The following is a 13,906-nucleotide window of genomic DNA, read 5'->3' on the forward strand; positions in this document are numbered from 1 at the left end:
AGCCGCCGCAGCCTATACCGCTGATATCACTACTCCAGAGCAGCGCACCCAGGGTATGGGCCGTATCGGTGCAGCGAACAATCTGGGGACGGTGATAGGGCCGGTATCCGGTGGTTTGCTGGCGGCGGTGGGGCTGGTTTTCCCGCTTTACGGCGTGGCGGCCCTGACCGCACTGATGGCTATCGCAACAGCCTTGTGGCTGCCCCCATCGCCGCACCAGCCTAAGGCGCGCACCGTGTCCCTGGGTAAGGTCCTGCGCAGTGGTCTGGGCGCCTATGCGGACCCGCGTTTGCGGGACTTGCTGCTCACCGGGGTGATGTTGTTCATGAGCTTTGCCCTGATTCAACAGACCCTGGGCTTCCTGTTTCAGGATCACTTCGGATTATCCCCCGCGGCGGCAGCCCGCGCCCTTGGCTTGACCATGATGGCGGCGGCGGTCACGTCCCTGTTCGGCCAGATTGTCGTGGTGCAATGGCTGCGGGCACCGGCCACGTTGCTGGTTGCTCTGGCTGTCCCGGCGCTGGGCGCCGGCGCGTTGATTCTGTGGCTGGCAGATCGGCAACTGGTGATGAGTTTTGCGGTATTGCTGGTGGGGCTCGGCCTGGGCTTCGGCATGCCGGCAATCATGTCTTTGGCCAGCCTGCGCGTCAGCAGCGAAGAGCAGGGGCGGGTGGCCGGTCTGGCCAGCGCCTGCCCGGCGTTGGGGTTTATTCTCGGGCCGCTGGTTGGCACCGGGCTGTACACCCTGGATCACCGCTGGCCCTATTTGCTGGTATTGTCCCTGATGGTGCCGCTGGGCTGGTTGGCCTGGCGGTTAGTTCGTGCTGCGCCCGCTAGTGCGTAGGGTGCACTGAGGCTAAGGCGAACTGCACCCGACAACGCCATTGATAATGGATAATTGAGAATTGATAACTCGCGGGGCAGCCGCTCTGCCATCAAGCTCAGGAAACCGCGACCAACATGTGCACGGGGACTTTGCGTTTTAAAAGCCGATTCGACATTGGTCGCGCCGTAATCAATTATTCGTTCTCAATTATCAATTCATTACAGGGATTCCCAAAGATGGGCCGCCATCAGGCTGCGCCAAGGGCGGAACTCAGACAGCCAGCGTTCGGTTTCGCTGAGGCTTGGCGGAGACGCATTGCCCTGTAACTGCTGAATCGCCCGGCGCACGGCCACGTCCCCATGGAGGCTTCCGTCCATCCATGCATAGCCCCTCAGTAGTGCATAGTGAACGCTCCAGGGCCCCAGGCCACGTATTGCCAGCAAGCTCTTGCGAAGAGTTTCCAGATCGGGCTGCGCCATGAGGATCTCTGGCAGAAGGGCCTCGTCGAGGCAGCGACGAGCGACGGTGAGCAGACACTCCGCCTTGCTGCGGGAAAAACCACAGGCCTTCAGCGCTTCCGCGTTCGTGCTGGCAACATCGTTGGCATCGGGGTAGCAGTAAAGGCCGTTACTGTGCCTGCGGCCCAGGCGCTGTATAAAACGTCGGCGAATGGAAACGGCGGCAGCCACACTGATCTGCTGGCCGATGATCGCCCAGCTCAGTGCCTCAAACGGGGAGGCGGATTGTGGTACCCGCAATCCGGCCTGCGAGCGCACCATTGCACCCACCAGAGAGTGCCTGCCGGCCTGCGCCTCGAAGGCTTGTGTTGGCTGATCCAGACCCAGTAAATGACCCGCAAAGGCGTCCAGTGAAGCGCTGGCAGACGGTGGCTTATCGTCACAATGCAAAGTGACATGGGCATGGCCGGGCTGATCAAAATCCACTGTCAGCAGGGTGGGCACCTGTTGCCAGATAAAGGCTTTCTTCAGCGCCCCGGCATCGACTTTTTCGGCGACGGCTTCGGTATCCCGGCGGTGGAAATCCAGGAAGGCTTCGCGATCGAAATCTGCAGGTAGCGTTAGAGTCAGCTCGGCTGTTTTTTTTCTCACTCACTCTCCTTGTTCTCAAGCTCGCGTTCCAGCAGGGCCCGCTTGCGCTCTACGCCCCAGCGATAGCCGGACAGGCTGCCATCACGGCGCACAATTCGATGGCAGGGAATCGCCACGGCCAAGGTGTTGGCGGCGCAGGCCGACGCCACTGCCCGGGCGGCGCCCGGTTGGCCAAGTGTCTCAGCCAGGGCCTGATAGGACAGGGTGGTGCCCGGAGGTATCTGTTGAAGCGCCTGCCAGACTCGTTGCTGAAACGCAGTGCCGCGAATATCCAGTGGCAACGACAGGCGCTGTTGCGGATCTTCGATCAGTGAAACAACCCGGGCCACCTTGGCGTCAAAAGCCGGGTCTGGCGGGAGCAGCTCGGCGTCAGCAAAACGTGTCTGAAATTCCTTGAGCAATGGTTCCGGCTCATCACCGAGACTGATGGCACAGATACCCTGTGCGGTTTCTGCCACCAGCAGGCAGCCCAGGCTACATTCGGCCATGGCAAAACGGATCGCTGTCCCCGTGCCGCCGGAACGATACTGGCCGGGCAACATCCCCAGCATCTGTTTGCCCTGGCTGTAAAGCTGGCTGCTGGATTCCATTCCCGACTCCTGCATGGCACGGCTGATGGATGTATGGCGTTGTAAATTCCCGCTGAGGCGCCGCCGGCGCACTGCCATCGCATAGTCCCGTGGTGAAAGCCCGGTGACCGCCTTGAACTGGCGCTGCAAATGGTGGCGAGACCAGCCGCATTGAGCGGCTAGCTCTTTCAGTGTCGGCGGACTGTGGCTTTGCTCAATATGGCGGCACAGGGCTATGACGGTGTCTGTCACTGGTGAACCCGCCAGGGAAAACGGATTGCAACGACGACAAGGGCGCAAGCCCGCCTGCAAGGCTGCCTGCCCAGTGGGAAATATCCGCACATTGTCCAGTTTAGGCCGTCTTGCCGGACAACTGGGCCGACAGAAAATGCCGGTGGTGATAACGCCATAGACAAAGCGCTCGTCCGCACTTCGGTCACGGTTCTGGATGGCATGCCACTGTGTGTCGGTAATCTGCCCCGTCGCTGTACTCACGATCTGTTCCTTTGGCTTAATGAAGGGTCTGACTTCATCATGGCCCGAAGAAAATCGTGATGCACTCTGGATGTTGCGGGGGAATTGAAAAAAGAGGAAGGAGGGGGAGGTGGGTGCTGGGCACCCACCCCGGGTTGTCTTACTCGGTGTAAGGCAACAGGGTCAGTTCAACACGACGGTTTTGCTCACGGCCACTGGCGGTGCCGTTGCTGGCAATGGGCTGGGTCTCGCCGAAACCGACGGTATCCATGCGCACTTGCTCAACGCCGAAGCCGCCCAGAATATTGGCCACGGACTGAGCGCGTTGCTGGGACAGCATCAGGTTGTACTTGTCACCGCCGGTGCTATCGGTGTGGCCGGCTACCTGGATCATGGTGGACTTGTATTCCTTCAGGACTTCAGAGACGGCGTCCAGTACCGGGCGGAAAGAAGACTTCACCGTGGTGCTGTCGGTGTCGAAAGTCAGGTTACCTGGCATGTTCAGGATGATGTTGTCGCCATCACGGGTAACGGACACACCGGCACCTTCCAGTTTCTCGCGCAGCTTGGCTTCCTGGACATCCATGTAGTAGCCCACGCCACCACCGGCAACAGCGCCAATACCGGCGCCTTTCAGTGCCCGCTCTTTACGCTCTTTGGCACTGTCTGACGTGGCAATACCGATCAGGGCACCGGTGACGGCGCCAATGCCGGCACCCATACCAGCCTTGGAGGTCTGCTTTTCACCGGTGTAAGGGTTGATGGTGCTGCAGCCTGCCTGCAGGGACATAGCGCCTGCGAGCGCCAGACAACCAACGAAACGTTTCATGAGAACTCCTTGTAAGTCTTATAAGGTATTGGTTTTTAAATAGTTTGATGTGATATGAACCATAGCCCTGAGAGCATGGCTGGTAAAGCGGCGTCTTCACGAGTTTACGAATTTGTACGAAAAAAACCGAGTGCCCGTTTGTAGATGGTTGTTATCTATTCAATACGGCCTGTATCAGCGGCACAAATCAGGCGGGTGTCAGAAATAGTCCATCTACTGTCCCGCTGCGCCAGTGAAACCCCTTGCCGTCAGGGCTACCATGACATCAGCCTGTTACACGATCCTGGCAGGCTTTCCCAAATCAAGGAGTACGTTGCATGCGACGCTGGAACGGCTGGGGCGACAGCGCCAATCATTACCCGCTGAAGGCCTCCGGCCTGACTTTTCTGCAATCGCGTCTTGGCACGGCCACACCCTTGCCGGATGCGGAAATGGCAACGGTGTTGCAGGCGGTGCCCGCGTCGCGCATGCCTGACCACCCGTTGATCCGAACCGATGCAGAAACACGCATTCGTCATGCTCGCGGGCAAAGCCTGCCGGACTGGCTGGCCATGCGCTCCGGTGATTTCGGTCGTTTCCCGGACGGGGTCGCGATGCCGACCAAAAGCGCAGAGGTGAAGCGCCTGCTGGTCTGGGCCCAGGACAATGATGTGCTGGTGATTCCCTATGGCGGCGGCACCTCTGTGGCCGGGCATATCAATCCACCAGCCAGCGACAAACCGGTGCTGACACTGTCACTGGCTGGCATGAACAAACTGCTCCACCTGGACAAGGAAAGCCAGATTGCCACCTTCGGCGCCGGTACCCCGGGACCGGAAGTGGAAAGCCAGCTGCGCGAGCAGGGCTACATGCTTGGGCATTTCCCGCAATCCTGGGAACTGTCTACGGTAGGGGGTTGGGTGGCCAGCCGCTCCAGCGGCCAGCAGTCCATGCGTTATGGTCGCATCGAACAGATGTTCGCTGGTGGTCGTATCGAAACGCCCAGGGGCACCCTGGATATCCCCACCATTCCGGCGTCTTCCGCCGGGCCGGATCTGCGGGAAATTATCATGGGCTCGGAAGGGCGCATGGGAGTGATCAGCGAGGTCAAGGTGCGCGTTACCCCCTTGCCGGAAACGGAAACGTTCCAGGTAGCCTTCGCGCCGGACTGGGAAACGGCCAGGACGCTGGTGCGCAGCCTGACCCAGGCCAAGCTGCCGCTTTCCATGCTGCGGCTATCCAATGCGGAAGAAACCCGCACCCATCTGATGCTCGCCGGCCATGAAAAGCTGGTGTCGGTATTGCATCGATACCTGTCACTTCGTGGCTGCCGGAACGAAAAATGCATGATCACTTTCGGGGTGACCGGTGAAAAGTCACTGGTGCGCCACACCCTGGCCACGGTAAAAAAACGCATTCGTTCCGCCGGTGGCACGGTGGTGGGTGAGCTGCTGGGCAAGAAATGGGAAGAGTCCCGTTTTCGTTCCCCCTACCTCCGTCATGGGCTATGGGAGCATGGGTATGTGGTGGACACCTTTGAAACCGCGGTGGACTGGAATCAGGTCACCCCGGCCATGAATGCCATGGAGCAGGCGGTGCGCGACAACGTGGGAGAGGGCGAAAAAGTGCATGTCTTTACCCATCTGTCACACCTTTATCCGCAGGGTTCCAGTATCTATACCACCTATGTGTTTCGCTGCTCGGACAGCTACCACAACACCTTGCAGCGCTGGCGCGCCATGAAAGAGGCGGCCAGTGATGCCATCGTGGCGCATGGGGGCACCATCAGCCATCAGCACGGGGTAGGGCGCGATCATGCGCCCTGGCTCCGCCACGAGAAAGGCGAGCAGGGCATCGCGGCACTGACGTCATTAGTGAAACACTTTGATCCGCAGCAGCGACTGAACCCGGGCTGTTTGCTCGACGACACCCAGCCGCGAATTGAAAAGGAATCTTGATGTTAGGCAAACGCCACTCCCTGGACTCCCTCGCTGACGAAAACTGGGATCTTATTGTCATCGGTGGCGGTATCACCGGCGCCGGCGTGTTGCTGGAAGCGGCCCGTCGGGGGCACCGGGTGCTGCTGCTGGAGCAGACCGATTTCGCCTGGGGCACCTCCAGTCGCTCCTCCAAAATGGTGCATGGCGGGCTGCGTTATATCGCCCAGGGGGACATTCGCCTGACCCGCCACTCCCTGCTTGAACGCGAACGCTTGATTGAAGAATTGCCGGGGCTGGTGGAGCGGGCCACTTATCTGTTTCCGCTACGAAAAGGGGTCTTCCCCGGACGGTTGCCGATGAAGGCGATTCTCTGGTTGTACGATTTTCTTGCCGGCATCCGTGATCATCGTTACCTGAACCGTGAGCAACTGCTGGAGCGTGTGCCGGGGCTCAACAGCCAGTCCCTGACCGGCGCCATGAGCTATACCGATGCCCTTACCGATGACTGCCGCCTGGTGGTTCGGGTGATATTGGAGGCGGCTCGCCACGGTGGACTGGCACAGAATTACTGCCGTGTAGAACAGACCGAGCCCAGTGGTGAAGGTTACGCTGTCACAGTGACGGATCGAACCACCGAGCAGACGGCCACGCTTCGTGCGCGACGGGTGATCAGTGCCACCGGCGCCTGGGCAGACCGTTTTTCCGGCAGTGACCCCCGCGTGCGCCCCCTGCGCGGCAGCCACCTGTTTGTGAACCCCGAACGTCTGCCGGTGAAGGATTGCCTCACCGTCATGCATCCTGACGATGGTCGCCCGGTGTTTGTGTTCCCCTGGGAGGGGGTGACCTGCGTGGGCACCACGGATCTGGATCATCCCCAGGATATGGATATCGAGGCAGCGGCCAGTGGCCAGGAAGTGGATTACCTGCTCCGTTTGATCAACAGCCAGTTTCCGAAGGCGGCTCTCAATCGGGACGATATCTATTCCACCATTGCCGGCGTCCGTCCGGTCATTGCCTCCGGCAAGGGCATGGATCCTTCCAAGGAGCGCCGTGATCATGCGGTATGGGGTGAAAACGGTATCGTTACCGTCAGTGGTGGCAAGCTCACCACGTTTCGGCTGATTGCCCTGGATGCCTTGCTGGCCAGCGGTCTGATCGACAGTGCCGCCCACAAGCGCGGCCAGAAAACCACCGAGCCCGGCTTTATTCCCATCAGTGATGCCCCGCAGGCTGTGGATGCTTTTCTGCATGCAGATCAGGGAGACCCGGCCCTCATTCAGTGGATTCTCGAGAACGAGGATGTGGTGCACCTGGATGACTTGATGCTGCGCCGTACCCGGCTCGGGCTGCTGCTGCCTGAAGCCGGCAAGGTGCTACTGGATACCCTGCAACAACAGATTCAGGCCACCCTCGGCTGGGATGATGCCTGCTGGGAAGAGGAGAGAAGACGCTATCTGGACATTCATCAGCGCTACTACGGTGTGCCAGCCTCACCGGTAGAGCAGGCCGCCGGATGAGTCCACCGCTGCTGCTTGCCCTTGATCAAGGCACACAAAGTGCCCGGGCCATGCTGTTCGATGGCAACGGCGAACTGATTGCCAAGTACCAACAACATATCGAGCCCTATCTGCCAGACCGCCCGGGCGAAGCCGAGCAGGACGTTAACTATTTCTGGGAACAATTGGGTCAGGCCTGTCAGGGCTTATGGCTGGAGCATGGCGAGCTGCGATCCCGGGTGGTCGCGGTGTCTTTGACTACCCAGCGAGCCTCGGTGGTCTGCCTGGACAAGGCCATGCGCCCCCTGCGCCCGGCAGTAATCTGGCTGGATCAACGGCGTACCCCGGATTTTCCTCGCCTGCCCTGGTGGTATGCAGCGCCAGTGAACTTGCTCGGCCAGGGAGAAACCCTGCGCCAGTTTCAAGCCAAGGCGGAGTGCAACTGGCTGGCGGAGGATGAGCCTGAGATCTGGCAACGAACCGCCCATTTCCTGCTGCTGTCTGGCTATCTGAACTATCGTCTGACCGGTGAAGTGCGTGACTGTACCGCCTCGCAGGTTGGCTACATCCCTTTCGATTACAAGGGGCAGTGCTGGGCGCCGGCCCATGACCTGAAATGGAAAGCCCTGCGGGTAACCCGCGAGCAGCTCCCTGAGCTGGTCGCACCGGGCGAGACATTGGGCAAGGTCACCGCCGCCGCCAGCCGACATACCGGCATTCCCGTCGGCCTGCCGGTGATCGCCAGCGGGGCGGACAAGGCCTGCGAAGTGCTTGGCGCCGGTGCCTTCACGCCGGAAATCGGTAACCTCAGCTACGGCACCACAGCCACCTTCAATACCTGTAACGAACGCTACGTGGAGCCAATTCCGTTTGTCCCCGCCTACAGCGCGGCCGTGCCGGGGCGCTACAACTCGGAAGTCATCGTTCAGCGTGGCTACTGGATGGTGAACTGGTTCAAGCGCGAGTTCGCCCAACAGGAAGTGCAGCAGGCCGAAGAGTTGGGTGTCAGTGCGGAAACCCTGTTCGAGTCCTTCCTGCACGACTCGCCCCCCGGCGCCATGGGACTGGTGCTGCAGCCCTTCTGGAATCCCGGCGTGCGCATCCCCGGACCGGAGGCCAAGGGCGCCATCATCGGTTTTGGCGATGTACATACCCGGGCACACCTTTACCGGGCGATTATCGAAGGCATTGCCTATGCCCTTCGCGAGGGCAAGGAGCGCTTGGAGAAACGCAATCGGGTGCCAGTGCAATCCTTGCGGGTGTCTGGTGGTGGCTCACAGAGCGATGCCATCATGCAGATCACCGCGAACCTGTTTAACCTCCCGGCGGAACGCCCGCATACCTCTGAAACCTCCGGCCTGGGGGCGGCCATCAATGCCGCCGTTGCCATGGGGTTGCACCCGGATTACGCCAGCGCTGTCGCGGCGATGACACGCCCCGGAAAACGGTTTGAGCCAGATCCTGAGGTGGCCCGTCAGTACGATGCGCTATACCGCCAAGTCTACCGAAAAATGTACCCGCGGCTGTCCCCGCTGTACCGCTCCATCCGACAGATCACCGGTTATCCGTCGAGATAACACCGCATTGGTTTTACCACAGAAAGCTTGGCGATCACCGGCCATCATTTGCACCATAAGGCACGGGTCTCCCCTGCGCACCCAGGGTGTGGCTAACCCCGGTGTTTTTGCCTAGTCTGTGCGGGATCAAATGGGGCTTCGCATGACTTACCGCTTTTTCATTTCGCTGTTATTTTTCCTGTTGGCGCAGACCGTTAGCGCTGACAGCCTTACCCTCGCGACACTAAGAGCGGATCTTGGCAGTGGTTCTCTGCAACCGGTACTGGCCCGGCAGACGTTAGTACCGGTGCCCGACCGGGTTCTTGCTCGTTGGGTGCAGGATGTGGACATTGAGCAGTTCGCCATCACCGGATTCAACGAAAACCGGAAGCGTTTCGCGGCCCGTATCAGACTGCATTTTTCTGACGGTGGTGTGGGGTTTCTCCGCCTGGAGGGCGAACCTGGTGCCCGTTATCGTCTCACCGAGTGGTACGACTACAGCAGCGGTCTGCAATTGAGCGAACTGGTGTCCTATGGCGATCGGTTTCAAGCCGGGAGGGGGAAGGCATTCCTGACCATGTTGCAGGATAACCCCGGCTCGGCGGAACTTGCCGATCTGGCTGCAGGCCAGCCGGCACTGCTGGCATTATGGCTTGTGCAGTGTACCGGCCAGCCCTGTGAAGAGCAGGCCCTGGCGGCTCAGGCAGAAACGGGCAAACCGGCACTCTGGCAGCTGAAACACGCACTGATGGCGTCCGATCAGAATGCTTACCGGGAAATCAGCGGGCAATTGCACCTGGCGCTCGGAGATGATCCTTACCTCTGGTGGCTGGAAGGGCAGCTCGCTCTGAGTCATCAGCGTTGCGACTGGGCTCACAGTCCATTGCGGCAGGCCTGGCAACGGTACCCGGAGAACCGGTCCCTGGCTGATGTCGCCCTGCAGTGTCACCTGGTGATGTCGCAGCGAGGAACCGCCTTTCTGGATAAGCTGTCTGAAGAATTGGGTGCTGACGCCCTGGCCATGGCCATTCACCGTTATTACCAGCAGCAGGATGCGGCCATTCCCGCTATCTACCGACCCTGGACGCAACCGGGAGAGAAATGACCATGCGTGTTTCCGATCTGGCCCGCAAGGCGGGAACCACCACCGAGACGGTGCGGCATTACACCGACATTGCTCTGCTGAAACCGGAAAGAGATCCCAACAACGGCTATCGCCGTTACGGAAATACGGATTTACGGTTGTTGCACTTTGCCCTGAAAGCCCGCTCCCTGGGTTTTACGCTCGCTGATATTCAGGCCCTGGCGGGGGCTTCCCGGGAAGGGGAAACACCCTGCGGCCAGGTCCGGACTCTGATTGAAACGCGCCTGGAACAGGTAGAGACACAGATTGCCGAGCTGCAATCGCTCAGTCTGCGTATGCGCAGCGCCATGGAGCAGTGGCAGGGCAGCCCGGATTGTCGCCTGGATGATGGCCGGGTCTGTGGGTTGATCGATGCCTTCGTCGATGCCCCGGACCCGGCAGGGTAGGTCAGCTTTTCTTGTTGGCTTTTTCAGCGCCTTTACCCTTGTCCGAGGCAGCTTTCTCTGCAGCCGCTTCGGCCCGCGCCTCGGTGCGGGCTTCTTCCTTGGCCGCATCTTCCTTGATCAATCCCAGCACGTGCCAGCCTGCCTTGGGGGCAGGCTGGCTTTCCTCACTGAACACATAGATACGATCACGGGTATCGATGGCGAAAAGCGGCCACACCCGGCGGTGCGGGGTTTGCTGGTAGGCGTTGAAATCGAACTCTTCAGTGAGGCGGGTCTTGCGAATTTCCGCTCCCTGGCTCAGCAGGCTTGCCAGACGAGCATAGGTCATCTCCGCAGCGAACAGGGTGGCACCACGGTGTTCCGGCGCCACTTCATGCTTTACTTCCTTGTCACTTCTCTGGGTAGGCAGACTGAAAATATTGGGTTCCCCGAATTCCAGACGATAGCGCATAGTGGCCATGGTGTTCAGCTCACGCCGCGGGCTCAGCCCGAGCAATTTACCGTAGCCCACCAGGTCCATGTATTGGTCCGCATGCTGGGAAACCGGGTTGCCATAAAACGTGCTCAGGCCTTCCATGCGGGCTAGCCGAATGGATTCCCAGCTTGAGTCCGTCACCATGACCGGGAACTGGTTTTTCTGCAGGGCAGAACCAATCGCCCGGGCTACCGGGTTGGCTCCCACAATCAGGAACCCCCGTGGTGCTGGCTCTGCGACCTTCAGTAAACGCGCCAGAGGTCTGGCAGTGAGACTCTGCAAGGCCACGGTGCCGATGATGACCATGAACGTGAGAGGAACCAGCATTTCGGCTCCTTCCACACCATTTTGCAGCAACCGTTCGGCAAACAGGGCGGAAATGGCCGCGGCCACGATACCCCGCGGGGCAATCCAGGCGAGCAGGGATTTTTCCCGCCAGTTAAGGTTGGAGCCCAGTGTGGCGACCAGCACGGAAGCCGGGCGAGCGATCAGTTGAATAATCGCCAGCACCACCAGTGCCATCAAACCGAGTTGCTCGAGTTCCTGCATTTCCAGGCGTGCCGCCAGCACGATAAACAGCCCGGAGATCAGAATGACCGAGAGGTTCTCCTTGAAGTGGAGAATATCGTTGGTGCGAACCCCCTTGAGATTGGCCAGCACGATACCGGTGACGGTAACTGCGACCAGGCCGGATTCCTCGCTGAGCGCATTGGCCAGTACGAATTCGCCGATCACCAGCGACAGCACCAGGAAGCTGCGCAGATATTCTGGCACCAGATGCCGGCGCAGCAGCGCTGCCAGGCCCATGGCGACCACAGCGCCGATGGCTGCACCGACGGTGATAGTCTGGAAAAACAGCCACAGGGTATGCAGTAACGCACCTTCCTGCCCGCTGGCCACCACCAGCTCATAGGCCAGTACCGCAAAAATGGCACCCAGCGGATCGATGACGATGCCTTCCCAGCGGAGCAGGCGGGCCACACTGCTGACGGGGCGTACGCTACGCAGCAGCGGAACAATCACGGTTGGCCCGGTGACGACCACCAGGGCGCCAAACAGCAGGGCAAGGTCAAACGACAGCTTGAGAAACCACCAGGCAGACACGGCTACAATCGACCAGGTGACCAGCGCCCCCCATGTCACCAGGCGGCGAACGGTTTTCTCCAGGCCACGAATTTCATCGAAGCGCAGGGTCATGGCCCCTTCAAAGAGAATGATCGATACCGCCAGCGATACGCCGGGCAGCAGCAGATCACCCAGCAATTCTTTGGGTTGCAGTACCCCGGTCAGTGGCCCCAGTGCCAGGCCAGTCAGTAGCAGCGGAAGAATGGCGGGTAGCTTGATACGCCAGGAAACCCACTGACACAGGAAGGCCACAACGGTAATGATGGCCAATTGGTACGCAATCTCTAAATTCATGCAGTTTCCGTTTGGTAATGACGGGTGGCGGGGCAGAAAGTGTCAGCAGAGCAAGCAGGGTCAGTCCCGGAAGGTTGAATCACGGGCACCGATGAGGACCGGTTCCGGTCCGTTGGTAGTGTTGTCATCGCGGTTACCCATTGCGTTTCTGGAATCCCCATGGGCAGGGGAGCTTTCATTAACCCGCCAAAGCGGCTAATGGTCACAGGACAACACGATGGCCGCAACCCGTTTTTCATAACAGGAAATGAATCAGGTTCATAAATTCACTGAAGCCCGGCGACACATGCGTTAACATCCCGTTCTCATTGCCTCACTGGACATTCCATGCAAGCGCAAATCTCTCCCCGTCGATTGGCGATTTTACTGGGCACCTTGGTCGCTCTGGGGCCTCTCGCCATTGATACCTATCTGCCGGCACTGTTGGCCATGTCCGAGCACTTTGCCGTGCCGATCCATGATGTGGAAATTTCCGTGAGTGTCTATGTGCTCGGTGTGGCACTGGGCCAGTGGCTGGGTGGCCCGTTGTCGGATCACTTTGGTCGCAAGCCGGTCGCTTACGTGGGGCTGCTGCTGTTTATTGCCGGCAGCTTGATCATTCCTTTCAGTAATGACATCCACATGCTCTACCTGCTGCGTTTCCTGCAAGCCATGGGTGGTGGTGCATCCGTGGTGATCGCCGCTGCCTCGGTACGGGACCATTTCACCGGCCAGCAGGCCGCCGGGGTGCTCACCAGTATTGGTCTGGTCATGCTGATTGCGCCGTTGGTGGCGCCGGCGGTGGGCGTGGCACTGCTCAATCTTGCCGGGTGGCAGAGCATTTTCTTCATGCTGGCCGGTTACGGGATGATGTTGATGCTGCTGGTTCGCTTCCCGCTGCCCACGGTCCCGCGACGGCAGGACAATGAGACGCTGTGGCACCGTTTGTTCAACGCCTATGGCCGAGTACTGCGCAATCGCCCAGCCATGGGTTTTATTCTTGCCAATGCGCTGGCATTTTCCGCCCTGTTTGTCTTCATTACCGATGCGGCCTTCCTCTACATGGATTATTTCAGCATCAGCCCCGACCGGTTTCCGCTCTATTTCGGTGCCAATGTGGTGACCATGCTCGGGCTCAACCGCCTGAATGTTGTGTTGCTACGCCGTTATGCCAGCGCCGACATCATGCGTGCAGGACTAATCTTGCAGGCCCTGGCCGGAGTGGCATTGCTGGGGCTGACACTGACAGACAATCTGGTTCTCTGGGCGGTGGTGCCATTGATCATGGTCACTGCGGGTATGGTGGCGTTGGTGATCCCCAACGGTATTGCCAGTTTCCTGAGCCTGTTCGACCGCGATAGCGGTGCGGCTACCGGCCTGAACGGCACGCTGCAATTTCTGCTGGCCGGGCTGATTGGCACGGTATTGGGAACCTGGCATGACGGCACGCCGGTGCCCATGACACTGTTGATGGCTGGCAGCAGCATGGCGGCGCTGGGGGCTTTTCTGTGGCTGAGGAAAGGGGTGAAAGGTTAGAAACGATACCTCTCGGCAACCACATCAACCGCAGGGTGTATTAAACTCAGGCGTAATCCGCAAAATCCACTGCAGCATACTTCGAATCGCAGGAAGGTGGATTACGCCTTAGGCTAATCCACCCTACGAGGACGCGAACTTGTCTGCGTCAGACTTTCCCGCCACGGGAAGCTGGCCGCAACGGCGGGG

Annotated in this window: 11 protein-coding genes; 7 read left to right on the forward strand and 4 right to left on the reverse strand. The window is 59.7% G+C overall.

What is annotated here, in order from left to right; translation table 11 throughout:
- A partial coding sequence (locus tag B3Q33_RS03000) for an MFS transporter (RefSeq protein ID WP_286826813.1) occupies nt 1-844 on the forward strand: 844 nt, incomplete at its 5' end.
- 200 nt (nt 845-1,044) lie between these two features.
- Here B3Q33_RS03000 and B3Q33_RS03005 read toward each other — a convergent pair.
- The 3 genes from B3Q33_RS03005 to B3Q33_RS03015 form a co-directional block, all read right to left on the reverse strand.
- Nucleotides 1,045-1,935, reverse strand: a complete 891-nt coding sequence (locus B3Q33_RS03005; RefSeq protein ID WP_273010275.1) for a DNA-3-methyladenine glycosylase family protein — start codon at nt 1,933-1,935, stop codon at nt 1,045-1,047.
- Complete coding sequence (gene ada, locus B3Q33_RS03010; protein ID WP_273010276.1) at nt 1,932-2,999, reverse strand: bifunctional DNA-binding transcriptional regulator/O6-methylguanine-DNA methyltransferase Ada; 1,068 nt, start codon at nt 2,997-2,999, stop codon at nt 1,932-1,934. The genes B3Q33_RS03005 and ada overlap by 4 nt, the downstream gene beginning before the upstream one ends.
- A gap of 139 nt (nt 3,000-3,138) precedes the next feature.
- On the reverse strand, nt 3,139-3,807 hold the full coding sequence (locus B3Q33_RS03015) for an OmpA family protein (RefSeq protein ID WP_035244359.1): 669 nt from the start codon (nt 3,805-3,807) through the stop codon (nt 3,139-3,141).
- 317 nt (nt 3,808-4,124) lie between these two features.
- Between B3Q33_RS03015 and B3Q33_RS03020 the strand changes: the two genes are divergently transcribed.
- The 5 genes from B3Q33_RS03020 (at nt 4,125) to B3Q33_RS03040 (ending at nt 10,308) form a co-directional block, all read left to right on the forward strand.
- Nucleotides 4,125-5,744 (forward strand): FAD-binding oxidoreductase, encoded by a 1,620-nt coding sequence (locus B3Q33_RS03020; RefSeq protein ID WP_273010277.1) that lies wholly within the window; start codon nt 4,125-4,127, stop codon nt 5,742-5,744.
- Nucleotides 5,744-7,243 (forward strand): glycerol-3-phosphate dehydrogenase/oxidase, encoded by a 1,500-nt coding sequence (locus B3Q33_RS03025; protein WP_273010278.1) that lies wholly within the window; start codon nt 5,744-5,746, stop codon nt 7,241-7,243. The genes B3Q33_RS03020 and B3Q33_RS03025 overlap by 1 nt, the downstream gene beginning before the upstream one ends.
- Nucleotides 7,240-8,799 carry an FGGY-family carbohydrate kinase gene (locus B3Q33_RS03030; protein WP_273010279.1) on the forward strand — a complete coding sequence of 520 codons (1,560 nt, stop codon included), beginning with the start codon at nt 7,240-7,242 and terminating at the stop codon, nt 8,797-8,799. Before B3Q33_RS03025 ends, B3Q33_RS03030 begins: the two co-directional genes overlap by 4 nt.
- Before the next feature lie 142 nt (nt 8,800-8,941).
- Nucleotides 8,942-9,883 carry a hypothetical protein gene (locus B3Q33_RS03035; protein ID WP_052042411.1) on the forward strand — a complete coding sequence of 314 codons (942 nt, stop codon included), beginning with the start codon at nt 8,942-8,944 and terminating at the stop codon, nt 9,881-9,883.
- Nucleotides 9,880-10,308: a MerR family transcriptional regulator gene (locus B3Q33_RS03040; RefSeq protein WP_232221948.1), complete on the forward strand. Its 429-nt coding sequence runs from the start codon at nt 9,880-9,882 to the stop codon at nt 10,306-10,308. Before B3Q33_RS03035 ends, B3Q33_RS03040 begins: the two co-directional genes overlap by 4 nt.
- A 1-nt stretch (nt 10,309) precedes the next feature.
- Here the strand turns inward: B3Q33_RS03040 and B3Q33_RS03045 are convergent, their stop codons facing one another.
- On the reverse strand, nt 10,310-12,202 hold the full coding sequence (locus B3Q33_RS03045; protein WP_272961816.1) for a cation:proton antiporter: 1,893 nt from the start codon (nt 12,200-12,202) through the stop codon (nt 10,310-10,312).
- 327 nt (nt 12,203-12,529) lie between these two features.
- Here B3Q33_RS03045 and B3Q33_RS03050 point away from each other — a divergent pair, with 327 nt between their 5' ends.
- On the forward strand, nt 12,530-13,717 hold the full coding sequence (locus B3Q33_RS03050; protein WP_272961815.1) for a multidrug effflux MFS transporter: 1,188 nt from the start codon (nt 12,530-12,532) through the stop codon (nt 13,715-13,717).
- Nucleotides 13,718-13,906 lie beyond the last annotated feature (189 nt).

The organism is Alcanivorax sp. UBA3183, assembly GCF_002364155.1.
Classification (GTDB): Bacteria; Pseudomonadota; Gammaproteobacteria; order Pseudomonadales; family Alcanivoracaceae; genus Alcanivorax; species Alcanivorax jadensis.